Raw genomic sequence first — 21,691 nt, 5'->3', positions numbered from 1 at the left:
CGCATGGCCCGACTTGGTTCCGGAGAAATGTTTCGCACGGTAAAACTCCCTAAAATTGGCAGGGAGGCTTTACTCAAGACCCTATTACACCTGGCAAAGGTGAAGAGTGTGGAGGAGTTGTTTTCTGGAACGGATAGCCGGGAGGAAAATCTTTTTGTGGATGATGTTATTCGCGAATTAGATCTCAGCTTTCAATATTTTGAAGAAGAATTAAAACGCATTCCAACTTCTGGCCCGGTGGTATTGATTTGTAATCATCCCCTGGCCGGAATTGATGCACTTTTACTTATAAAATTAGTTGCGTCTATTCGTCCTGATCTACGAATAGTGGGCTCTGATCTTTGGCAGCGATTAAAGCCAATTGCCCATTATTGGGATTTAGATGAAAGTGGGGTGAGCTCTGGCGCTAGCTTAAGTGAATCCCTAAAAGAAGGAAAGGCCCTGGCAATTTTCCCGGCAGGCTCTGTGAGTACCAATTATCGTATTTCAAAACGTCAATTGGAAGATGGAGAATGGGATGTGAATATGATTCGTGAAATCGCTGATGCTCAGGTGCCGGTAACCCCAGTTTTCTTTAAAGCGAATCAAACATTTTTATACCACCTTTTACAGCGATTAGGACCCATCTTTCAGGATTTAAAGGTGCCTTCGGAATTGCGTAGCTACCGATCACGACCGGTAACCATTCGAATTGGACGTACCATTTATCCCAAGGAATTGGCCCTGTACCCGCGAGAGCATCAGCTTACAGCCTTATTGCGCCAAAGAGTGTATCTCCTTAGCAATGCATTGCATCCGGAGTTTAAGCTTTTTAGTCCTAAAAGACCTGCGGAGCCTAAACCAATAGCCGATCCGGTAGATGCAGATTTGATCCAGGAAGAATATGAGTTTTTGCTGGAGAAGGAGGCCTTGATTGAAGAAAAACGGAGCTATCAGGTATTTCTGTGCAAAGCAGCCCAGGTGCCTAATATGATTCGTGAGATTGGTCGCTTACGTGAAATTACCTTTCGGGCCATTGGTGAGGGCTCAAACCTGGCTTTAGATCTGGATACCTTTGACTATCACTACCATCATTTGGTGCTTTGGGATAAGGAAGAAATGCGAATAGTGGGCGCTTACCGACTGGCGATTGGTACTGAGGTCTACCCTAAATATGGCTTTAATGGTTTTTACCTAAGCACCCTTTTCAAGTTTAAGAAGCGTATTCAACCTATGTTAGGGCGTTCTTTGGAAATGGGAAGAGCCTTTATTATTCCGGCCCATCAGCAAAAGCCTTTACCTCTGTTTGTGATGTGGAATGGCATCAGGGAGGTAATGCGACGACATGAAGAACTGGAATTTATAGTGGGATGCGCTAGTATCAGCAATAGCTTTTCCATCTTTAGTCGCAATCTAATGGTGGCTTTCTTATTAAAGAATTTTGGCGATGCCAGTTTAGCCCAAGAGATTAGGCCCCGAAAGCCTTTTAAACTAAAATTAAAGGCAGAAGCTAGGGATATGGTTATGAATTCCAGTCCTGAGGATTTAGTGCAATTCGATCGTAGAATTGATGAAATAGAGCCCGGTGATCTGCGTATACCTCCTTTGATTAAAAAGTATTTACAGCAAAATGCATTGATTGTTTGCTTTAATGTAGATCCGCTATTTAATAATTCTTTAGATGGATTTATGTATATCCATCGTCAGAATCTTGAACTTTAATTACCTTAGAGCGGCTTAAAATTTAGCATCAATGGCTGCTCCCCGGTCTTCGGCATTTCAAGAAATATCTTCCGATAATCAATTACTTATTGCCTTGGAGCAGGAAGCTCCCTTTGGCTATTGGATTTGCCATGTTCCCAGTGGTGAAGTCTTTGTGAATAATGCCCTGGCGGTTTCTATTGGTATTGATCGCCATGCTTCTGAAGATTTTAAAGCTCATACACTAGGGGCAAAACAATTTAATTATTGCCTGGAGATATACCATAAAGGAGAGTCGAATCACTTCCAATTAAACTACGCTTCCAATAAAGACTTTCTAAACTTTGAAGTAGAACAAAGGCTCTTGGAAAACTATCCGGATTATTTCGTGGCATTGCATTTATATGCTCCGCAAAATCCATGGCATGATGATCAACTCTATTATCCTTATTTAATTAAAATAGATCGGGAAGGAAGATATCTCTTCCATAATACTCTGTATGTCGAACATTTTTTTGCCGAAAAAGCTTCTCGAATTGGGGAAAACTCCATGGCCGATGTAGCTGAACAAAGCAGAGAAATCGGTCGGGAAACGGCCCATTATTGCCTCGAGCATCCGGGATTAATTTGTAATGTACGGATCGAGAAAAAGAATCCGCGTGGAGCAGGATTTGTAAGTACGCATTGGCAGTTTATTTCCTTTCCGGATTGTTATGGAGATGTAGATGTGATCTATGCCCGAGGCTTTGATATCTCTGCTTTGCAAGCAGCAGAAGAACAGCTGGATGCCCGACAAAGGGAACTGAATTTCTTTTTCGAAAATCAGATGATCGGAGTATTTTTCATGATGCTGCCAGAACCTCAGGAGTGGAATGAGGATACTGATAAGGATGCAGTGGTAAAATATGCCTTTGAGAATCAGGTGATCACCCGCTGTAATAAAATGATCCTCGATCAATATGGCTTTCAGAGCGAAGATGAATTCTTAAATCTTAGTCCGCGAGATTTCTTTTTGCATGATATAGAATCCGGACTTAATGTGTGGAAAAACTTTTTCGAGAAAGGTCATTTACACAATTTAACCGAGGAACGGCGAACCGATGGAAGCCTGATTAAAATTGAAGGTGATTATCTGCTTTTACGCGATGATAAAAATCGAATTGTAGGTCATTTAGGCTTACAGCAAGATGTTACAGACAGGGAAGCCGAAAGAGCAAAGTCCAGGGCCCATCGCGAACAATTGGAAAAACTAACGGAAAGCATTCCGGGAGTAGTTTTTCAGGTAGATTATGAGCCTAACAAAAATTTGTCGCTAAGCTTTTTAAGCAAGGCTTTTGAAGAGGTGAACTTTGGGATTCAACGGCAAAACTTGGTCGATGACCCTAGTAGTATAATGCAAGTAATTAGTCCCAAGGATTACTCTACCCTTTTGGGATCTGTGGTTTATTCGGCACGTAATTTTAAGGATTTAGATACCGAATTTCGAATTGAGAATAAGTTGGGAGAGGAGCGCTGGTTTCGCATTCGGGTGCGTCCGGAATCGAAGTCAGCTGAACGCAGCTCCTGGTATGGTATCCTCACCGCCATTGATGATCAAAAGGCCTTTGAGAAAGAACAGCATAAATTAGCTTTAATCGCCAGGAATACCTCCGACTTAATTATGATAATCAGTCCGGAGGGGAAGGTAGATTGGCTGAACACCGCCTGTATGGAATTTTTCGGCTGGAAGCCGGATTTCGCGCTCAATAAAGAACCAGAGCAGCTTTTCAAAAGTCAGGAGAATCGCAAGCAAAAGGAAGATCTACTCATTGCCATTTATGCCCAGCGCAGCATTGAACTGAAGGTTTTACTGGATGCCGAAGAAGGAGCACGTTGGCTACATGTTCGCAATAAACCGATTTGGAATGCCAATGGTGAATTCCTCTATAGCCTTTTAGTAATGCAGGATATTCATGAGGAGGAAGTGAAGAACAAGGAAATGGAAGCCTTGCTCAACATTACTTCTGAACAGAATAAACGCCTGCAGAGCTTTACCTATATCGTTTCCCATAATATTCGCTCTCATTCTGCTAATCTTCAAGGCTTAATAGAAGCGGTGGATTTGGCAAAAAGTGAAGATGAAAAGCAAGAACTATGGGATTATTTGCGCAAGGTTAGTGATGGCTTAGAGTCTACCATTAAGCATTTGAATGAGATCATAGCCATCAATCAAAGCTTAAATCGTAGCAAGGCTAATTTGCGACTCAGTGATGAAGTACAGCGGATTCTGGATATTCTTGGGGCTGAATTAAAGGCTCTAAATGCTAAGGTAGAACTCGACTTTAATACAGAAGCGGAAGTGTACTCCGTAAGAGCTTATTTGGAAAGTATCTTGCTCAATTTATTAAGCAATACCCTGCGTTATCGCCATCCAGATCGAGAACCTCGTGTACATATACGACTCGGTGAAAATCGTGAATTCCATATTCTGGAAGTTCAAGATAATGGGTTGGGAATAGATTTGAAGCGCTATAAAGATCGTCTCTTTCAATTGTATCAAACCTTTCATCAACATCCGAAGGCTCGGGGTTTAGGTTTGTACATTATGAAGAATCAAGTGGAAGCCATGGGTGGTAAGGTGGAGTTGAAGAGTATCGTTAATCAGGGAACCACCTTTAAGATTTACCTTCCTAAGGAGATTTAGAAATACATGGTCTGCGCCAAGCGATAGGTATTGGCATGGGCTTCCACAATATCGGCCAGTCGTTCGCTATAGCCCCCACCCATACTGCAAACTACTGGAATCTGCCTCTTTTGAGCTTCTTCAAAAACAAAGCGGTCCCTCTCTTTACAACCTGCTATGCTCATGCCCAGGCGTCCTAATTTATCCGTGGCCAAAACATCCACTCCCGATTGGTAGAAAATGAAATCGGCATTTAGGCGATCCAAGAGTCTTGGAAGTTCTTCTCTAAGTCGACTTAGATATTCCAGATCATTGGTGTCATCTGCCAGGGCAATATCCAGATCACTCTTTTCCTTATGTAGAGGGTAGTTTTTTTCGCCATGCATCGAAAAGGTGAATACCCGATTTTCGCCAGCCATTATTTCGGCCGTTCCATTTCCCTGATGTACATCCAGATCTACAACCAGTATTTGTTGAGCAAGATTATGATCCAGTAGATAATGCGCCGCAACGCCAATGTCATTTAGCAGGCAAAATCCTTCACCACGATTGGTATAGGCATGATGGGTGCCTCCGGCGATATTGAGGGAAACACCATATTCCAGTGCATGAAAACAGCAGTCAATGGTACCTTGAGCAATGCGCCTTTCCCTTTCTACCAATTGAGCAGATAGTGGAAAGCCGGTGCGACGTTCTTCGGCGCGACTTAATTTTAAGTCCTTAAGTTTTTGCCAGTATTCCGGGCAATGGGTACGTAAAATCTGTTCCTCCTTAAGGAGCTCAGGTCGAAAGAAATTGTCTTCCGTACAAGTACCTTCATAGAGTAATTGCTCCGGCAACAGACTGTACTTTGCCATCGGGAAACGATGTCCCTCGGGCAAAGGATGATGGTAAATAGGATCGAAGGCGATCTTCAGCATGCCGCTTCTAACGCAGGCTGGCTCCGAATTGTTTCTCTAGGCTGGCCAGAATCTTAGACATGATTTGCTCTACTGCTTTATCATTAAGGGTCTTTTCCTCATGAGCCAGGGTGAAACTTAAGGCGTAGGATTTCTTTCCTTCCGGTAAGTTTTTGCCTTCGTACACATCAAAGAGGTTCACTGCCTTTAGGAGCTTGCCACCTGCTTTGGCTGCTGCTTGCGCTAAGTCACCGTATTTCACGTTGCTGTCCACCAATAAAGCTAAGTCGCGACGTACTTCTGGGAACTTAGGCAGGTCGCTCATTACAATGCTGTTTTTACGAGCAGCATCCACTAAAGCTTCCCAATTTAGTTCGGCATAGAAAACGGCGGTTTTCAGATCAAAGCTTTTAAGTAGGCCAGGGTTTACCTTACCAATTTCGGCTAAAACCTTTTTGCCACGATGCCATTTTAATCCTTCACTAAAGATGGCGGCATCCGAAGCTGATTCTTGATAGCCACTTAATCCGATGCGTTCAAAAAGCAATAGAACCGCATTTTTCAATTGGTAAAAGTCGCTGGCTTGGGAACCTTGCTTCCAGTTTTCATCTTCGGCTAAACCGGTTAACCACAGGGCTAGGTCTTCGCGTTCTTCAAAACCAGCTTCCTTTTTACGGTAGCAACGACCAAATTCAAAAAACTTAAGATTTGCTCTTTGGCGTTTACTATTGTATTCAACCGCTTCCAATCCACCGAATAGCATAGATTGGCGCATTACGGCCAAATCCTGACTCAGTGGGTTGAGCATTGCCACACTCGCTTCGGGCTCAAAGCCGTACTTCTCGTAATAAGAAGCTTTGGTGAGTGAGTTGTTCATCATTTCATGATAGCCCAGGCTACTTAATAAGCTGCTGATCATATCTCTTTCACGAGCATCATCATCGGCACTTTTTTGAGCTACTGAAATACGCATGGGACCATCGTAGGGTACTGCATTGAAACCATAGATACGCAGTACTTCTTCTACTACATCGGCTTCACGTTCTACATCACGACGGTAAGCTGGTACTTCGAGGTGCCAGTTTTTACCGGACTCCGCCTTGATGCGGATATCCAAGGAAGCTAAAATATCGCGAACCATTTCGGTGGGGATGGCCTCACCAATCAGGCTATTCATGCGATCTAAATTTAAAGTGAGCTCCTGATTTTGAATCTTCACCGGATGCTCATCGGCAATAGCCATAGCAACTTCGCCACCCGCAATTTCCTGAATTAAGGTTACCGCTCGTTTTAAGGCGTATTCGGTCATTTCTGGATCCACACCTCGCTCATAGCGGAAAGAGGAATCGGTATTCAGAGCATGACGCTTAGCACTTTTCCGAATGTGTACCGGATCGAAATAAGCTACTTCCAGAAATACATTTTCAGTGCTGCTGCTTACGCCTGAGTTCTGACCACCGTAAACACCGGCTAAAACCAAGGGGCGTTCGGCATCCCAGATCATTAAATCCTGATCGCTTAATTCCAATTCACTACCATCGAGGGTGATGAATTTATCGCCGGCCACAGCATTTTTAATGATGATTTCCTTTCCAGCAATTTTATCGGCATCAAAGGCATGCATTGGGTGGCCGGTCTCGTGTAGAACATAGTTACCTATATCCACAATGTTGTTTACCGGCTTTAAGCCAATGGCTCTTAAGCGGTTTTGTAACCAGGCTGGTGACTCTTCCACTTTTACTCCTTGGATGGAGATACCCATATAGCGATAACAAGCTTCTTCATTTTCGATACGCACCGAAACGGGCATATCATTGCGTTCGGTTTTAAAGGCCGAAACGGAAGGAAGCTTTAATTCGGGTTTCCCCTGATTAAATCGCAGTAAAGCAGCACGCAGATCACGAGCTACTCCGTAATGACTCATGGCGTCGGTACGGTTGGGGGTAAGTCCTATTTCAATTACATAGTCGGACTCTATTTCGAAATACTCTGCCGCAGGGCTACCCACTTTGGCGGCAGGGTCTAAGATCATAATACCATCGTGGCTCTCGCCTAATCCCAGCTCATCTTCGGCGCAAATCATGCCTTCCGAAACCTGGCCACGTAGTTTGCTTTTCTTAATGGTGAAGGAGCCGTCCTCAGTATAAATTTCGGTACCAACCGTAGCCACGGGAACTTTTTGTCCGGCAGCCACATTAGGGGCGCCACATACAATTTGTACCGGCTCATCGGCACCAATATTTACCTCTGTAACTTTAAGTTTATCGGCATCTGGATGGGGTACGCAGCTTAGTACTTCTCCAATTACAACTCCGCGCAAGCCACCTTTAATGGTGTCGATTTGCTCCAAACCTTCAACTTCTAATCCGGTGTCGGTTAAATATTCCGCTGCTTTTTCTGGACTGAGGTCGGTGTTCAAATACTCCTTAAGCCAATTGTATGAGATCTTCATGCTGAGATTTTGAAAAGCGCAAAGTTAAGGTAATTGCCGCGCTCTTACCTAGCTTTCCCAGCCTGAAATCTTGAGCTTTCTATTTGAGAGAATAGACCAATTCGTAGTTCATTTTGTACTGGTCGAAAGGCTGTTCTTTATAATGATTTCCAGCTAAATAGGTGATAACCTGCTCAAATGATTTCGGGTCCATATATCCGGGTACCGGTTGGATTACATTGAGTTCCTCATCCAAATACACGATCGTGGGATAGGAAAGACGACCATTGGCCAAGGTGGCGGCCAGTTCATTATAGCCTCTACGGCCTTGAGCCACATATTTAAAAGTATGCCCCTTAAAATAGATGGAGTCCTTGCTTTCAGCATTGAACTTCACGGCATAGTAATTTGCATTTACATACTCTACAATGCCTGGGTGTTGAAAGGTGGCCTTATCCATCTTATGGCACCAAGTACACCAACTGGTATATAGGTCAACAAACACTTTGCGCGGTTCCTTTGCCTGGGCTTCCTCCAACTCTTCTATGGTGAGCCAATTAATTTTAGGCGATTCCTCAGCATTTTGGGCCCAGCTGTTCAGGGCTAGACTAAGGATGAACAGAGTACTAAATAGCTTTTTCATTTTTCAATATTTTCAACTTGACTTTTGGGGACTTCGGCATATAAAGCCATTCCCAGTTTTTCAATTTCGAGCACCACCCGATGCTTGTTTTGGCGAACTACCGTTCCGTATTCATCTTCCAGTTCGCCGTGTTTAATGCGTAGTTTTTGTCCCGCTTCAAAATCAATTTGTTCTATGCTAACTCCTTGGTAAGCTTGCAAAAACTCTTGGATAGCTTCAATTTCTTCGGCCCGAATTTCTGCCGCTTTTCCCAACCAGGTTACCTGAGCAACCACTCCTGGGGTGTTCAAGATTTCAAATTTATCCTTAAGCTCAAATTGAACAAAGACATAACTTTTAAAGAACGGTTCTTCGATCTTCTTCTTGCGATCGCTCCATTGCTTAATTACAGTCTGGGTGGGGGCATAAACCTGACAACCTTTTGCTTTAAGTCGCTCGGCAACTTTTTTTTCGGCGCGGGGCTTGGTGTAAAGAGCGAACCAATTAATTGGGGTGCTTGGGGTTTTGGACATCACACAGGTTTATTCGGCTGGTGCTAATTTACAAATCCCAGCGAGCCAATCTTCATAGAATCCCTAAAGCAGTATATCTTGCTGACCGTGAACTGGGAATTATATTTCACCTTTTTAAGTGCTGCCATAGCCCTCACTTTTATGCCGGGGCCAGATAATATTTTTGTCTTGACCGAAAGCCTGAGTCGGGGTTCTCGCAGGGGCATAAGTCTATCGGCCGGATTAGCCTCCGGGGTATTGGTACATACGCTACTGGCGGCGAGTGGCTTGGCTTTATTGCTTTTGGAGTTTCCACAGATTTCCGTGGCCTTACGATTGGCTGGAACCCTGTATTTAGTGTACTTGGCCTATGGTGCCTGGAGGGAAGAACCGCAAGCCATTCATCTGGAAAAGTCTAAAGGAACTTCGCTTATTCCCGGATTTTGGTCTTCTTGGGCCAAGGGCTTTTTAATGAATGTTCTCAACCCCAAGGTGACTTTATTCTTCCTGGCACTTTTACCTCAATTTGTGGATTCTGATGCTCCTTGGCCGGCTTTTCAGCAAATGAGTTTTATGGGCCTAAGCTTTATGCTGCAGGCTTTTTTAATCTTCAGCCTGATGGCCATTTTAGCGGGACAGTTTAAGCGCTATTTAGCCAAAGCGGCTTTCGGTCATTTTATGAAGTGGCTGCAAGTTGTGGTCCTTCTTCTTATCGCCTTAGGCCTTTGGTTTCTCTGATCAGTCTTCAATAAAATAACTGATTTGCAATCCGGCGCCCCAGCCAGAAATGCTTTCCCAATTAGTGCCGCTGTTTAAATTATAAGCGAAATAAACTCCCAGTCGAGTGGTCTCCCAAACAAAGGTGGGGGCTATTTGAGCTTGGAAAATACTGAGTTCCCCCAAAGAATAGCGGTCAAAATCATTGATATCGGTATTATTCTGAGCGGCATCCAAACTCAAGGAATAGGCATTGATTGGAAGTTTTATGCTCAAGCTGCTTTCCAGGTCAAAATCGAAACCGCTGCTTTCTGCTAAGCGAAAAGCATAGATTGGGGTGAAGTTGAAATAGATGCGACGCGTACTTTGAGGACGGTAAATTTGGGTGTCGCCATTGCCATCCACATAATCGCTGCCGGTATAGCTAAAGGCCATGCGCGAAATTCCAAGTTTTAATCCCCATTGCTGATTTCGACCCGCATTTTGCCGAAAGGCTGCTCCGGCTCCCGCTTCAAAGGCAATGCCCGTCCAGGCTTTGATGCCTTGATAATCATATTTGCTACCAAAGGCGTTCTGCACGCTGAAGCTGCCGCCAAACATTTCCAGGCTAAAGCCATCTTTATTTTGAGCCCAGCTATTTAGGCTAATCAGGCTTAAGAGCAGAAGAGATAATTTCATTTTCATAAACAGGTAGGATTAAGAGATTTCAGGGAGAGGAACATAACTGCTGTCGCCATCAACTTTAGGCCAATCGTGCTGTTGCCATTTTTCTTTGGCCTCTTCAATTAATTGGGTTTCGCTCGAAACAAAATTCCAATAAATGTTGCGAGATTCAGGGAAGGCTTCACCACCGAAGAATAATATATGGCTATTTGCAGCAATCTTCAATTTGCATGCATTTTCATCTTTTGAAACTAAAAGATTACCTGCTTCCACCTCTTGGTCGCAAGCCCATACTTTACCTTCTACCACGCAAATTCCAATTTCACCCTTTAGCTGACCTTGCAGGTCGATTTCGGAATCTGTTTCACAGTTTAACTCCAGCATAAAAAGCGGGGAGTGCACTGGGACTGGTGATTTGCGACCAAAGGCTTCGCCAGCGACTAATTTCCATTGATTAGGGCCATCTTGCCACTGGGGTAAATCATCACTATCGAAATGATGAAAAGAGGGTTCTACTTTTTCTAGATCCTTAGGCAAAGCCACCCATATTTGATAGCCATGCACCGTGAAGATATTTCCATTGCGCAAATGTGCTGGGGTTCTTTCGGTGTGGCTTACCCCGGATCCGGCTACCATCCAGTTTACGGAGCCCGGGCGAATTATTTGCTGAGTCCCCAAGCTGTCGCGATGTTCTACCTCGCCCTCCAATAAAAAGGTTAAAGTTGCCAATCCAATATGGGGATGCTGATCCACATCCATATAATGATTAGGTCCTAATTGGGTGGGGCCCATATGGTCAATGAAGATAAATGGGCCTACCATTCGTTTCTTGCGAAAAGGTAAAAGTCTGCCAACCAGGAAGTCGCCAATATCACGACTCCTTTCAGGAATAATTAGGTCTGTATTCGACATTCGATATTTGGGTATTATAGCTAGCGCTCCTGAGGAGATTTGCTACTTTGGCGTTCAATTTACTAAGATGCCTCAGTTAATTTTAGTTCTAATTAGTCTTTGTCTGCCGCGCCATGATTTTCATGTGAGTATTGCTCAAGTGGAGTATAAGGATCAAGAAATGCAATGCACCCTTCGGCTTTTTCGGGAAGACCTGGAAAATCACCTCGAAAAGGATCTTGCCTATTCTTTGAAATTGGGTGAGGCCGATGAGCATCCCAGTGCGGATAGCTTGGTGGCGGCTTATATTTCACAAGAATTTAATCTGAAGATTGGCCCTAAGTCCTTAAAACAGAACTACCTTGGAAAAGAAGTTGAGGTGGAAATGATTTATTTGTACTTTTTCTACCCTTGCCCTGAAAAGCCAGCAGAATTGGTAGTTCGCAATAGCGTCTTTTTTGATAGCTTTGATGATCAGAGCAATATTGTGAATGTTCGAATTGGAGATGAACTTCGATCGGCCTACCTCACTTCTGCGGAATCTGAAAAGAAATTAGTCTTTTAGTATGCAAACATTTTCGACTTATCTGCGCCTGGGTTATGAGCATATCATGAGTATTCAGGCTATGGACCACATCTTGTTTGTAGTGGTGCTAATGGCAGTGTATCAAAGTCGAAATTGGTTACGAGTAGTAGCCGCTGTAACCTTCTTTACAATCGGGCATTCCCTGACCCTTAGCTTGGGGGCCTTGGATGTGATTAAGATTGATAAAGGAATCATCGAATTTCTGATTCCATTAACCATTCTGCTTACGGCCCTTTATAATTTAACCAAGTCCGGACAAAATCAGAATAATAAATCCAAAGTCTGGATTGCCGGGGTCTTTGGCTTAATTCACGGATTGGGCTTTTCCAATTACTACGATATGCTAGTAATGGGCGATAGCAATTACTGGCAAGCTCTATTACCCTTTAATCTGGGTATTGAATTGGCGCAGCTCTTATTAGTGGCTATTACACTTTTGCTAATGGGAGTTTATAGCTTTATGCTCAATCGGAAAATTCGCGATTGGAACCTTTTTGTGTCGGGTGCTGGCTTTGGTTTAGCCTTAATTATGTGCCTGGAAAACTGGCCTTTTTAATCCTCGTTAATCGGATAAATTACCAAACCACTTCTCAGTTTAGGTTCGATATAGGTGCTTTTAGGAGGCATAATTTTACCTTCATCACTTACCTGTTTAATCTGCTCGATGCTTACAGGGAATAAGCTAAAGGCCAGGTGGTAAGCTCCTTTGTCTACCGCCTTCTTCAAATAATCCAAACCATAGGTGCCGGGAACAAAATCGACCCGATCATCCGATTTCAGATCTTTAATGTGGAATACCGGATCCAGAATGCTGCGACTTAATATCTCCGCATCCAAGTGACCCACCGCATCATTGGGGTCGAAGCTGCCAATCTTGGGGTTCAGTTTAAACCACTCCCCATCCATGTACATTCCAATTTCATGGATTTTTTGAGGGTGGAAGGTTTCCTGATGCTTGGGTTCGATATTAAAACCATGTTCCAATTCGGCCAGGACCTGAGCTTTGGTCTTGCCACTATCATTAATGACCAGGCGGTTGAAGTCGTAAATTTTCATTTGCTCTTCCCCAATCAGGAAGGCCATGAAATATTGATGTGCCCCTACTGTTTTGCCTTTTTCCTGCATGCGCTTTGCCAAACGAGCAGAACTGGCACTACGATGATGACCATCTGCAATATAAAGGCAGTTTTGACGCTCAAACGCGGCCGTAATTAGTTCCAGATCTTTGGAGTCTGTTATGGGCCAAAGGCGATGAAAAACCCGATCAGTAGAGGTGAATTCATATTCGGCCCTGGTTTCGATATAGCGCGCGAAGAGGCGGTTTAGTTCAAAATCATCATGATAGATGAGCAATACTGGTTCAGCATTAAAGCCGGTTTCTTCCAGGTAATCGGTAAACATTTCCTCACGGGCACTGAGGGTGTTTTCATGTTTTTTGATGCGCCCTTCTAAATAATCTTCAACGCTTACAGCTGCAATCAGGCCAATGTATTCATTGCCATCCTTAACCTGGCTGTATAAATAATAGGAGGCCTGCTCATCCTTAAGGAAAATCTCCTCCTCACACCAAAGCTCAAAACCTTCACGAACCATGTCGTACTTGGCTTTTCCTGGGGCCAATGCACGTCCAGCTTTCGGATTTATGACATGCATAAAACTGAAAGGGTTATTATTCAGTTTATCGTCCAGTTCCTCTTCTGTATAAGTCAGGTAGGAACGGGTAGCAACTAAATAAGCCTTATCCCGCGGTGGGCGATAAGCGCGAAAAGGTTTGAGGGTGATCATGGAGGCGAAATTAGGGAATCGCCGCACTTAATAGCTACTTTTGATGCAATTCTGATTTATGCATTTTCTCGATCCCAAACTAGAAGACTACCTCAGTGCGCATCACGATGCAGAGCCTGAGCTCTTAGCCCAATTAAATCGCGAAACCCATTTGAAAATCCTGCAGCCACGCATGCTTAGTGGGGCTTTGCAAGGACGGTATTTAGCGATGATATCGAAATTGGCCCGACCGAAATACATTTTGGAAATAGGTACTTATACGGGCTATTCAGCCTTATGCCTGGCCGAAGGTCTGCAGGAAGGAGGGGAGCTGCATACCCTTGAGATCAATGATGAACTGGAGACTATGTGTAAGAAGTATTTCACTGAGGCTGGCAAGGCCGAGCAAATTCACTTACATATTGGTGATGCTCTGGATACACTCCAAAACCTGAAACGAGATTGGGATTTGATCTTTATTGATGCGGATAAACCTCGCTATTTAGATTATTACAAGCTCCTAATTCCGAGCTTGAAGTCCGGGGCCTTTATCCTGGCAGACAATGTGTTGTGGAGTGGGAAGGTGATTGAGGATTTACAGCCCAATGATGAAAGTACCCTCGCCTTATTGGAATTCAATACCTTCGTGCAAGAGGATGATCGGGTAGAAAATCTGCTTTTACCCCTGCGCGATGGACTCATGTGTATTCGTGTAAAATGAAGAAAGTAATTCTTAGTTCATTGATAGGTCTTTGTGGCTTATCCCTCTCAGCTCAAAATGTCTTAATCGGCGAAGGAAGCTTGCTTCGAGGTCGGGGTTATTGTGAGCCTAGTATTTCCATTAATCCTCGAAACCCAGATAATATTGTCGCCGGAGCAGTGCTTGATGCGGTATTTTACAGTACCGATGGTGGTGAAACTTGGACTGGAGATACCATGGTTTCTTCCTTTGGCGTATGGGGGGATCCGGTTTTAATTACGGATACGGCTGGTCATCATTATTATTTGCATTTGTCGGATCCTACCGGTGAGAACTGGTCTAGCGAAGAGATTCTGGATCGGATAGTTATTCAGAAAAGTACTGATGGTGGTCAAACCTGGTCTAATGGAAGCTTTACCGGAATGGCGCATCCCAAAGATCAGGATAAGCATTGGGCGGTAGTTGATACTAATACAAATGCGATATACATTACCTGGACTCAGTTTGATAATTATGGCAGCGAAGATCCCAAGGATGAGAGCAATATTTTATTCTCCAAATCTTTGGATGGCGGAGAAACCTGGTCAGAAGCAATTCAAGTAAATACCATTCCCGGGAACTGTTTGGATAATGACAGTACCACCGAAGGAGCCGTGCCCGCCGTTGGGCCAGATGGTACCATCTATGTAACCTGGGGTAATCGTGGGAATTTATATTTCTCCAAGAGCAGCGATGCGGGAGAAAGCTGGACCGAGGATCGGGTAATTGCTCAGCAATCCGGAGGTTGGGATATTGATGTGCCAGGCGTGCAAAGGGCCAATGGAATGCCGGTTACTATTTGCGATACCACTGGAAGCCTATATGTAAACTGGGTGGATGATCGCGAAGGCAATTACGATGTTTGGGTAATGCGCTCCGACGATCGTGGCGATACTTGGACGGATGCTATTCGGGTAAATGATGATACCGGATCAGCAGATCAATTTTTCACCTGGATGTGCGTAGATCCTGTAAGCAATATTCTGTATGCTGTTTTTTATGATCGTCGTGATTTGGAAGGCAATCATACCCACGTGTATTTAGCCCGCAGCACCGATCAAGGTGAGACCTGGATCAATCTGCAAATCAGTGAAGATTCCTTCCGCACTAATCCTTTGGCCTTCTTCGGAGATTACAATCATATTTCTGCCTATGGGGGTAGAGTTCGCCCGATTTGGACTCGGATCGAGGGTCTGAAAATGGGCGTGTGGACTACACTTTGGGAGGAGTCTAAGTATCAGGCGGAAAAGGATTAAGGACCTTTTTTCTAGGTATGAAATGATACCTTTGCCGCAAAGTACCTAGCATGAAAGCCTATCACTCCGATTCTTCCAAAGTTTTAATGATCTCTACCAGTAAAATACATGGCTCAGATTACATGGAATATCTGCTGGATGAGGTGGAGGGATTTTTGGGAGAGGCCAAGGAATTGTTATTCATTCCTTATGCTCGTCCCGGAGGAATCAGCTTTGATGAATATACCAAGTATCCCACCAAGGCTTTAGCCGCAAAGGGGATTGAGGTTAAGGGTATTCATGAGTTTGCGGATCCCAAAGAAGCCATTGCGAAAGCCCAAGCCATTTTTGTGGGCGGTGGTAATACATTCCTCCTTACTAAAACTCTATATGAATTAGAGCTTATCGAAGCCTTAAGAGCAGCGGTGGTTAAAGGGATTCCTTATATGGGAAGTAGCGCCGGAAGTAATTTAACAGGACTTAGCATTGGTACCACGAATGATATGCCGATCGTATATCCACCTAGCTTTGAAGCCCTGGCTTTAGTGCCCTTTAATATCAATCCACATTATTTAGATCCGGATCCGAACTCTAAACATCAGGGGGAAACCCGAGCCACTCGGATCAATGAGTTTCATTTTCAGAACTCTCAAGCAGTAATTGGCCTCCGTGAAGGATCTTGGTTGCGTTTGGAGAAAGGTAAGCTAGAGCTGAAGGGACCTCATTCGGCGGTCTTGTTTGAAGCGCAAAAGGAAATGCGCGAAATTCCGCAAGGTGATGTAAGCTTCTTATTAGGCTAAGATGGATGTTCTTCATTTTATTGAAGGTCTCCAAGATTTAAGCGATGAAGGATATCGCATTAAGTTAGCCGGATTCGGGATTCCAAATGAGCATGCACTGGGAGTGCGTATGCCTGATATTCGGGAATACATCAAGCCATTTAAAGGAAATGCTGAATTGGCCTTGGAACTCTTTGAAACGGACTACCATGAAGCGAAACTAGCCGCTGGACTAATCTTTCCTGCCAAGGAATTAAGCCGAGAGCAGGCTGATCGATTTATGGAAGACCTCTATAGCTGGGATCTGGTGGATCAATTTTGTGGATCATTATTTCAAAAGACAAGCTTTGCCCGCGAGCTACCTTGGTTGTGGGCTCCATTGCCGGGCGAGTTTCAAAGGAGAGCAGGACTGGTAATGATCGCCTCTATCAGCATGCATCATAAAAAAATGCCTGATTCGGACTTGCTCGAATATCTTCCTTTGGTGAAAGAGTTTATTGAAGATGATCGAAATTTTGTGCGAAAGGCAAACTCTTGGGTACTCAGAACATTAGGAAAGCGCAGTTTGTGGCTCAATGCCCAAATTCAGGATTACATTCAAAAGGAATGGCAATTGGGGGATTCTAAATATAAATTTTGGGCGGCCAAAGACGCCATTAAAGAATTGCAGGATCCCATAATACTGGCTCGCTTAGCAAAGAAGAGCTTGTCTAAATAGCCGTTATTAACAGCCTCTTATTTACTCTTTTGTTCCTGATGGTTTGAGAGGACTTAGCAATTCTCTAATTTGCTGTCCAAACAGAAACTATGAAGATAGGCGTACTCTTGCATGGCTCTGGAGTTTACGATGGAACTGAAATACATGAAGCAGTTCTTAGTCTCCTGGCCATAGCCGAAGCAGGGCATGAATACCAATGTATTGCCCCAAATGTAAAGCAACATCATGTGGTCAATCATCTCGATGGTTCCGAAATGGACCAAGAACGAAATGTATTGATTGAGTCGGCTCGAATTGCCAGAGGGGAAGTAATGGATCTGGCTGACTTTGATCCTTCTGAGATAGATGCCTTATTTATGCCCGGTGGCTTTGGTACAGCTAAAAATCTCACTAAATGGGCTTTTGAAGGCCCGGAGGGAAGTATCCTACCAGAGGTCAAAGCCTTAGTGCTCAATATGATTGAAAACCAGAAGCCAATCGCGGCTTTGTGTATGAGTCCTACTACCCTAGCCAAGGCCTTGGAGGGCACACATTATCATGCTCATCTCAGTGTGGGAAGCACTGTAGAGGCTTCTCCCTATGATATAGCGGCCATTTCCGGTGGCATGGAAAGCATTGGAGTGGAGGCGCAGTCAAAAACAGTAGACGAAGTAAGTGTAGATACTGAGCTTAAAATTGTTTGTGCGCCATGCTATATGATGGAAGCCAGTATCCTCGAAGTTCGTGCGAATATCCAGCAAGCCCTGGCGGCTCTTATAGAACTGGCTTAATTGAGCGCTTAGCCTTTGCCTTTCAGGGATTAATCCTTTAGATCGAAGGTCTTTCGAAAGGCAATGTCTAATTTTGCAGCTTAAAATTGAATCATGAGCAATTCGCCAAAAGCGGCACTGATCATTTTAGATGGTTGGGGCATCGCTAAGAATCTTGAGGTATCCGCCATTGATAAGGCTCAAACTCCTTTTGTGGACTCACTTTACCATCAATATCCGAACACGCGTTTGCAGGCTTCCGGCTTGGCCGTTGGTTTACCAGATGGGCAAATGGGAAATAGTGAAGTTGGCCACATGAACCTGGGAGCCGGCCGCGTGGTGTATCAAGATTTGGTGAAAATTAATATGGCTGTTGAAGATGGCAGTTTAGCTAAGGAGCCCGTATTGGTGGAAGCTTTGGACTATGCTCTGAACCAGAAGAAAAAAGTGCATTTCATCGGTTTACTTTCAGATGGAGGGGTGCACTCCCATATCCAACATCTTAAAGGTTTGATAACCGCTGCGGCCGATCGCGGTTTGCAAGACATTTTTGTTCACACCTTTACAGATGGACGCGATACTGATCCGAAGGGAGGATTGGGCTATATGGCCGATTTGGAGCAGCATTTAGCCAAACATGGTGGGGCTGTGGCCTCAGTGGTTGGTCGTTATTTTGCCATGGACCGTGATAAAAGATGGGAGCGGGTGCGTAAGGCTTATGACCTTATGGTGAAAGGTGAAGGAGAATCTTTTGCCTCAGCTAAGGCCTGCTTGGAAAGCAATTATGAGCGTGGAATTACCGATGAGTTTATTGAGCCTGGAATCATCAATAGCAATGGCTTAATTGCTGAGGATGATGTGGTGATTTGCTTCAACTTCCGAACGGATCGCGGTCGACAAATTACCATGGCTTTAAATCAGCAAGATTTTCCGGAGCAGGAGATGAAAAAGCTGAATCTCTATTATGTGACCATGACCCGCTATGATGATACCTTCAAAGGGGTAAAGGTGATTTATGAAAAAGATAATTTAAGCGATACACTAGGTGAGGTGATTAGCAAAGCTGGGAAGACTCAGGTACGTATTGCTGAAACCGAAAAATATCCACACGTTACCTTCTTCTTTTCCGGAGGACGGGAAGCCGAATACGAAGGTGAGCACCGTTTGCTTATTTCATCGCCCAAGGTGGCAACCTATGACCTGCAGCCAGAGATGAGTGCCTTTGAGGTACGTGATGCGATCATTGAAGATATTGAAAGTAAGAGCCCTGATTTTATCTGCCTAAACTTTGCAAACCCCGATATGGTGGGGCATACCGGAGTGATGGAGGCGGCTATTAAGGCTTGTGAAACAGTAGATCAATGTGCTCAAGCGGTGGTTGAAGCCGGACTAAAGAAAGGCTATCGTTTCATCATATTGGCCGACCATGGTAATGCCGATTGCATGCGTAACGAAGATGGAAGTCCAAATACAGCGCATACCACACAGCCGGTACCATGCTTCCTGATTGGGAATGATGTAGAAAAGATTAAATTGCACGAAGGTGTTTTAGGCGATGTAGCGCCAACCCTTTTGGAACTGTTGAATATTGAGAAGCCGCAAGCAATGAGCGGTAAATCCTTAATTGTATGATTACTGACGAATCGAAGATTTTAGCCATCGATTTTGATGGGACTATTGTAGATGATGCATATCCGGCCATTGGGAAGGCCAAACCCTTTGCATTTGAAACTTTAAAGATGCTACAGAAAGATGGGCATCGCCTTATTTTATGGACCTATCGATATGGTCGCAAGCTTCAGGAAGCGGTGGACTTTTGCAAAGAAAATGGGGTAGAGTTTTACGCCGTAAACAAGAGTTATCCCGAAGAGGCCTACGATGAGAAGGAGGCTAGTCGTAAGATTCATGCAGATTTGTTTGTGGATGATCGCAATTTGCAAGGATTCCCTGGATGGGGGGTGGTTTATCAAATTATTAGCGGGAATGAGGAGGAACCAGCTAATAACCGTCCACGTAAGAACTCCAAGAAAAGATTTTTCAGATTTTAGATATTAATGATTCATTTAAGAACTCCGGCCGAAATTGAAAAACTGCGTGCAGCAGCTTTAGTGGTAAGTCGAACCTTAGGAATGCTGGCCAAAGAAGTAGGGCCTGGTGTTAAACCTTCAGACCTCGATCGTAAGGCCGAAGAATATATTTTATCTCAAGGCGCCAAGCCCGGTTTTAAAGGGCTTTATGGTTGCCCGAGTACGCTGTTAATTTCCAAAAATGAAACCGTGGTTCATGGTTTACCAACCGATATTCCTTTGGAAGATGGAGATGTGGTAAGCATAGATTGTGGAGCATTGTTAGATGGATATTATGGCGATCATGCCTACACCTTTGAGGTAGGGGATGTGGCTCCTGATATCAAGAAGCTCTTAGATGTTACTCGCGAAAGCTTGTATTTGGGAATTGATGAATTTAGACCCGGCCGCAGAGTTGGGGATATTGGATTTGCTATTCAAAAGCATGCCGAAGACCACGGATTTGGGGTGGTTCGCGATTTAGTAGGACATGGTATCGGAACGAAGCTTCATGAAGATCCCCAAGTGCCAAACTTTGGCAAGCGCGGGAGGGGCAAGGCCCTGAAGAATGGAATGGTTCTGGCTATTGAGCCGATGATCACCATGGGTACTTTTCGCGTAAAGCAATTGCCCGACGGTTGGACCATTAATACCGTAGATGGCAAGCCAGCAGCTCACTTCGAGCATGATGTGGCTTTGGTGGATGGAGAGCCCCAAATTTTATCGACTTTTGATTACATCTATGAGGTGCTGGGCATAAACCCTGAACTATGATTAAATCGCTTTTTAAGTTCGCCCTGAACACAATTCCGCGACCGATGCTAATCCGTTTGAGCTATGCGGCCGCTCCGATCTTAGCTCTGTTTTATAAGGGCGATCGCTTTGAAGACCCTATCGATGGTCGCAAGTATCGCAAGCTTTTACCTTATGGTTATAAAGGTCGTCAGCGAGAAAATGCCTTGGCTCCAGCTTCATTGTCATTGGAACGCCATCGTTTACTTTGGTTGTACTTACAGCGCGAAAGCAAGTTTTTTGATTCCAAGCAAAGCATGTTGCATGTTGCGCCAGAACAGTGTTTCTATGGTCGCTTTCGCAAGATGAAGAACCTGGATTACCTAACGGCTGATTTAGATTCTCCTATCGCAGATGTGAAGATGGATATTCATGATATCCAATATGAGGATAATCATTTTGATGTGATTTTCTGTAACCATGTTTTAGAGCATGTAACCGATGATCGTCAATGTATGCGCGAGCTTTGTCGGGTATTGAAGCCTGGTGGCTTGGCGATCATGCAAGTGCCTTTCAAAGCAGGTCAGGAAGTGACGGATGAAGATCCTACAATTACCGATCCTGAGGAAAGAATCCGTCGTTTTGGTCAATATGATCACGTACGTCAATATGGAGCCGATTATCCTAAGCGATTAGCTGAGGAAGGTTTTAAGGTGGAGGCCTATAAAGTTCGTGAAGCCTTTAGTCCGGAAGAAATTAAGCGCTTTGCCCTTATGGACGGGGAGGTACTTTACGTTTGTTCGAAGTAAATTCGTCCAAACTTTTCTACTTTATTTCTTGAAATGCTGGAAGCGTGTATTTCGACTACTGGTGGGCTTTGATCTGAATTTGCGGAGGGAAAGCCAAACTAGAATGAGGCCTACTATTCCTGCTTGATAGTAATCGAAGAAAACCATCACCATCAGAGCTAGTAGGCCAAAGAGCACCAGCATGGGGAAGAAAACCCTCTGCTTAGGAGCTTGGGGTGGATTTTTCCGAATATCCGATAAATAGAGGTGATCTGATTTCCGGATAATCTCAGAACATTCTAATTCACTTAGGCCTTGTTCGCTTAGGAATCTTTTTAAACCTTGACTTTCAGAACCTTCATGACGCTTTTGTAAGCAGGCTTCTATTAATTGATTTTTCTTAATAGGGTCCATTTCAACTTATCTGGGTTTAAAGATAAGCTTATGATTTAGGGGAA

General features: G+C 44.1%; 22 protein-coding genes. 14 read left to right on the top strand and 8 right to left on the bottom strand.

Annotation, left to right across the window (positions count from 1 at the left end):
- Positions 1 to 3: 3 nt before the first annotated feature.
- Entirely contained in the window at positions 4 to 1,701 is a 1,698-nt protein-coding gene (locus tag H4K34_RS03935) for a lysophospholipid acyltransferase family protein (protein ID WP_210759530.1), read from the top strand.
- Between the two features lie 31 nt (positions 1,702 to 1,732).
- Positions 1,733 to 4,363 carry a PAS domain-containing sensor histidine kinase gene (locus tag H4K34_RS03930; RefSeq protein ID WP_210759529.1) on the top strand — a complete coding sequence of 877 codons (2,631 nt, stop codon included), beginning with the start codon at positions 1,733 to 1,735 and terminating at the stop codon, positions 4,361 to 4,363.
- Here H4K34_RS03930 and H4K34_RS03925 read toward each other — a convergent pair.
- From H4K34_RS03925 to H4K34_RS03910, 4 genes are all read right to left on the bottom strand, one after another.
- On the bottom strand, positions 4,360 to 5,262 hold the full coding sequence (locus H4K34_RS03925) for a histone deacetylase family protein (RefSeq protein WP_210759528.1): 903 nt from the start codon (positions 5,260 to 5,262) through the stop codon (positions 4,360 to 4,362). The two genes, H4K34_RS03930 and H4K34_RS03925, sit on opposite strands and share 4 nt — an antisense overlap.
- A gap of 7 nt (positions 5,263 to 5,269) precedes the next feature.
- Positions 5,270 to 7,693, bottom strand: a complete 2,424-nt coding sequence (gene pheT, locus H4K34_RS03920; protein ID WP_210759527.1) for a phenylalanine--tRNA ligase subunit beta — start codon at positions 7,691 to 7,693, stop codon at positions 5,270 to 5,272.
- Between the two features lie 79 nt (positions 7,694 to 7,772).
- Complete coding sequence (locus H4K34_RS03915) at positions 7,773 to 8,315, bottom strand: thioredoxin family protein (protein WP_210759526.1); 543 nt, start codon at positions 8,313 to 8,315, stop codon at positions 7,773 to 7,775.
- Positions 8,312 to 8,827 (bottom strand): UpxY family transcription antiterminator, encoded by a 516-nt coding sequence (locus tag H4K34_RS03910; RefSeq protein WP_210759525.1) that lies wholly within the window; start codon positions 8,825 to 8,827, stop codon positions 8,312 to 8,314. The genes H4K34_RS03915 and H4K34_RS03910 overlap by 4 nt, the downstream gene beginning before the upstream one ends.
- An 87-nt stretch (positions 8,828 to 8,914) precedes the next feature.
- Here H4K34_RS03910 and H4K34_RS03905 point away from each other — a divergent pair, with 87 nt between their 5' ends.
- The gene (locus H4K34_RS03905) at positions 8,915 to 9,544 is read left to right on the top strand and encodes a LysE family translocator (RefSeq protein ID WP_210759524.1); all 630 of its coding nucleotides are present in this window, start codon (positions 8,915 to 8,917) and stop codon (positions 9,542 to 9,544) included.
- Here H4K34_RS03905 and H4K34_RS03900 read toward each other — a convergent pair whose 3' ends face one another.
- Both H4K34_RS03900 and H4K34_RS03895 read right to left on the bottom strand, forming a co-directional pair.
- Positions 9,545 to 10,207 carry a hypothetical protein gene (locus H4K34_RS03900; protein ID WP_210759523.1) on the bottom strand — a complete coding sequence of 221 codons (663 nt, stop codon included), beginning with the start codon at positions 10,205 to 10,207 and terminating at the stop codon, positions 9,545 to 9,547.
- A gap of 12 nt (positions 10,208 to 10,219) precedes the next feature.
- Positions 10,220 to 11,098 carry a pirin family protein gene (locus tag H4K34_RS03895; RefSeq protein WP_210759522.1) on the bottom strand — a complete coding sequence of 293 codons (879 nt, stop codon included), beginning with the start codon at positions 11,096 to 11,098 and terminating at the stop codon, positions 10,220 to 10,222.
- Between the two features lie 67 nt (positions 11,099 to 11,165).
- Between H4K34_RS03895 and H4K34_RS03890 the strand changes: the two genes are divergently transcribed.
- The gene (locus H4K34_RS03890) at positions 11,166 to 11,642 is read left to right on the top strand and encodes a DUF6702 family protein (protein ID WP_210759521.1); all 477 of its coding nucleotides are present in this window, start codon (positions 11,166 to 11,168) and stop codon (positions 11,640 to 11,642) included.
- 1 nt (position 11,643) lies between these two features.
- The gene (locus H4K34_RS03885) at positions 11,644 to 12,219 is read left to right on the top strand and encodes a HupE/UreJ family protein (RefSeq protein ID WP_210759520.1); all 576 of its coding nucleotides are present in this window, start codon (positions 11,644 to 11,646) and stop codon (positions 12,217 to 12,219) included.
- Here H4K34_RS03885 and H4K34_RS03880 read toward each other — a convergent pair.
- Complete coding sequence (locus H4K34_RS03880) at positions 12,216 to 13,448, bottom strand: DUF1015 domain-containing protein (RefSeq protein ID WP_210759519.1); 1,233 nt, start codon at positions 13,446 to 13,448, stop codon at positions 12,216 to 12,218. The genes H4K34_RS03885 and H4K34_RS03880 overlap by 4 nt on opposite strands.
- Positions 13,449 to 13,506: 58 nt before the next feature.
- On the opposite strand from H4K34_RS03880, the gene H4K34_RS03875 reads away from it, so the two are divergent.
- The 9 genes from H4K34_RS03875 to H4K34_RS03835 all read left to right on the top strand — a co-directional run bounded on the left by H4K34_RS03875 (position 13,507) and on the right by H4K34_RS03835 (position 21,254).
- Positions 13,507 to 14,148: an O-methyltransferase gene (locus tag H4K34_RS03875; RefSeq protein WP_210759518.1), complete on the top strand. Its 642-nt coding sequence runs from the start codon at positions 13,507 to 13,509 to the stop codon at positions 14,146 to 14,148.
- Positions 14,145 to 15,422, top strand: a complete 1,278-nt coding sequence (locus H4K34_RS03870) for a sialidase family protein (protein ID WP_210759517.1) — start codon at positions 14,145 to 14,147, stop codon at positions 15,420 to 15,422. The genes H4K34_RS03875 and H4K34_RS03870 overlap by 4 nt, the downstream gene beginning before the upstream one ends.
- 50 nt (positions 15,423 to 15,472) lie before the next feature.
- Entirely contained in the window at positions 15,473 to 16,201 is a 729-nt protein-coding gene (gene pepE / locus H4K34_RS03865) for a dipeptidase PepE (protein WP_210759516.1), read from the top strand.
- A gap of 1 nt (position 16,202) precedes the next feature.
- Positions 16,203 to 16,898 carry a DNA alkylation repair protein gene (locus H4K34_RS03860; protein ID WP_210759515.1) on the top strand — a complete coding sequence of 232 codons (696 nt, stop codon included), beginning with the start codon at positions 16,203 to 16,205 and terminating at the stop codon, positions 16,896 to 16,898.
- Between the two features lie 89 nt (positions 16,899 to 16,987).
- Entirely contained in the window at positions 16,988 to 17,668 is a 681-nt protein-coding gene (gene elbB / locus H4K34_RS03855) for an isoprenoid biosynthesis glyoxalase ElbB (protein WP_210759514.1), read from the top strand.
- A 93-nt stretch (positions 17,669 to 17,761) separates the two neighbouring features.
- Positions 17,762 to 19,279 (top strand): 2,3-bisphosphoglycerate-independent phosphoglycerate mutase, encoded by a 1,518-nt coding sequence (gene gpmI, locus H4K34_RS03850; RefSeq protein WP_210759513.1) that lies wholly within the window; start codon positions 17,762 to 17,764, stop codon positions 19,277 to 19,279.
- Positions 19,276 to 19,695 (top strand): BT0820 family HAD-type phosphatase, encoded by a 420-nt coding sequence (locus tag H4K34_RS03845; protein WP_210759512.1) that lies wholly within the window; start codon positions 19,276 to 19,278, stop codon positions 19,693 to 19,695. The genes gpmI and H4K34_RS03845 overlap by 4 nt, the downstream gene beginning before the upstream one ends.
- A 6-nt stretch (positions 19,696 to 19,701) precedes the next feature.
- Positions 19,702 to 20,487 (top strand): type I methionyl aminopeptidase, encoded by a 786-nt coding sequence (map, locus tag H4K34_RS03840; protein WP_210759511.1) that lies wholly within the window; start codon positions 19,702 to 19,704, stop codon positions 20,485 to 20,487.
- The gene (locus H4K34_RS03835; RefSeq protein ID WP_210759510.1) at positions 20,484 to 21,254 is read left to right on the top strand and encodes a class I SAM-dependent methyltransferase; all 771 of its coding nucleotides are present in this window, start codon (positions 20,484 to 20,486) and stop codon (positions 21,252 to 21,254) included. The genes map and H4K34_RS03835 overlap by 4 nt, the downstream gene beginning before the upstream one ends.
- 21 nt (positions 21,255 to 21,275) lie before the next feature.
- Here H4K34_RS03835 and H4K34_RS03830 read toward each other — a convergent pair whose 3' ends face one another.
- Positions 21,276 to 21,647, bottom strand: coding sequence for a hypothetical protein (locus H4K34_RS03830; RefSeq protein ID WP_210759509.1), 372 nt, complete (start codon positions 21,645 to 21,647; stop codon positions 21,276 to 21,278).
- Between the last annotated feature and the right edge of the window lie 44 nt (positions 21,648 to 21,691).

The sequence above is a fragment of the Croceimicrobium hydrocarbonivorans genome (assembly GCF_014524565.1).
In the GTDB taxonomy this organism is placed as follows: domain Bacteria; phylum Bacteroidota; class Bacteroidia; order Flavobacteriales; family Schleiferiaceae; genus Croceimicrobium; species Croceimicrobium hydrocarbonivorans.
Note: the sequence above shows the minus strand (reverse complement) of the source record. Positions and strands in the feature narration are given on the sequence as shown.

What these genes read in the sequence shown, in the direction of transcription:
- H4K34_RS03935 (WP_210759530.1), top strand. Translation starts at nt 4, where the DNA reads ATGGCCCGACTTGGTTCCGGAGAAATGTTTCGCACGGTAAAACTCCCT.
- H4K34_RS03930 (WP_210759529.1), top strand. Translation starts at nt 1,733, where the DNA reads ATGGCTGCTCCCCGGTCTTCGGCATTTCAAGAAATATCTTCCGATAAT.
- H4K34_RS03925 (WP_210759528.1), bottom strand. Translation starts at nt 5,262, where the DNA reads ATGCTGAAGATCGCCTTCGATCCTATTTACCATCATCCTTTGCCCGAG.
- pheT (WP_210759527.1), bottom strand. Translation starts at nt 7,693, where the DNA reads ATGAAGATCTCATACAATTGGCTTAAGGAGTATTTGAACACCGACCTC.
- H4K34_RS03915 (WP_210759526.1), bottom strand. Translation starts at nt 8,315, where the DNA reads ATGAAAAAGCTATTTAGTACTCTGTTCATCCTTAGTCTAGCCCTGAAC.
- H4K34_RS03910 (WP_210759525.1), bottom strand. Translation starts at nt 8,827, where the DNA reads ATGTCCAAAACCCCAAGCACCCCAATTAATTGGTTCGCTCTTTACACC.
- H4K34_RS03900 (WP_210759523.1), bottom strand. Translation starts at nt 10,207, where the DNA reads ATGAAAATGAAATTATCTCTTCTGCTCTTAAGCCTGATTAGCCTAAAT.
- H4K34_RS03895 (WP_210759522.1), bottom strand. Translation starts at nt 11,098, where the DNA reads ATGTCGAATACAGACCTAATTATTCCTGAAAGGAGTCGTGATATTGGC.
- H4K34_RS03890 (WP_210759521.1), top strand. Translation starts at nt 11,166, where the DNA reads ATGCCTCAGTTAATTTTAGTTCTAATTAGTCTTTGTCTGCCGCGCCAT.
- H4K34_RS03885 (WP_210759520.1), top strand. Translation starts at nt 11,644, where the DNA reads ATGCAAACATTTTCGACTTATCTGCGCCTGGGTTATGAGCATATCATG.
- H4K34_RS03880 (WP_210759519.1), bottom strand. Translation starts at nt 13,448, where the DNA reads ATGATCACCCTCAAACCTTTTCGCGCTTATCGCCCACCGCGGGATAAG.
- H4K34_RS03875 (WP_210759518.1), top strand. Translation starts at nt 13,507, where the DNA reads ATGCATTTTCTCGATCCCAAACTAGAAGACTACCTCAGTGCGCATCAC.
- H4K34_RS03870 (WP_210759517.1), top strand. Translation starts at nt 14,145, where the DNA reads ATGAAGAAAGTAATTCTTAGTTCATTGATAGGTCTTTGTGGCTTATCC.
- pepE (WP_210759516.1), top strand. Translation starts at nt 15,473, where the DNA reads ATGAAAGCCTATCACTCCGATTCTTCCAAAGTTTTAATGATCTCTACC.
- H4K34_RS03860 (WP_210759515.1), top strand. Translation starts at nt 16,203, where the DNA reads ATGGATGTTCTTCATTTTATTGAAGGTCTCCAAGATTTAAGCGATGAA.
- elbB (WP_210759514.1), top strand. Translation starts at nt 16,988, where the DNA reads ATGAAGATAGGCGTACTCTTGCATGGCTCTGGAGTTTACGATGGAACT.
- gpmI (WP_210759513.1), top strand. Translation starts at nt 17,762, where the DNA reads ATGAGCAATTCGCCAAAAGCGGCACTGATCATTTTAGATGGTTGGGGC.
- H4K34_RS03845 (WP_210759512.1), top strand. Translation starts at nt 19,276, where the DNA reads ATGATTACTGACGAATCGAAGATTTTAGCCATCGATTTTGATGGGACT.
- map (WP_210759511.1), top strand. Translation starts at nt 19,702, where the DNA reads ATGATTCATTTAAGAACTCCGGCCGAAATTGAAAAACTGCGTGCAGCA.
- H4K34_RS03835 (WP_210759510.1), top strand. Translation starts at nt 20,484, where the DNA reads ATGATTAAATCGCTTTTTAAGTTCGCCCTGAACACAATTCCGCGACCG.
- H4K34_RS03830 (WP_210759509.1), bottom strand. Translation starts at nt 21,647, where the DNA reads ATGGACCCTATTAAGAAAAATCAATTAATAGAAGCCTGCTTACAAAAG.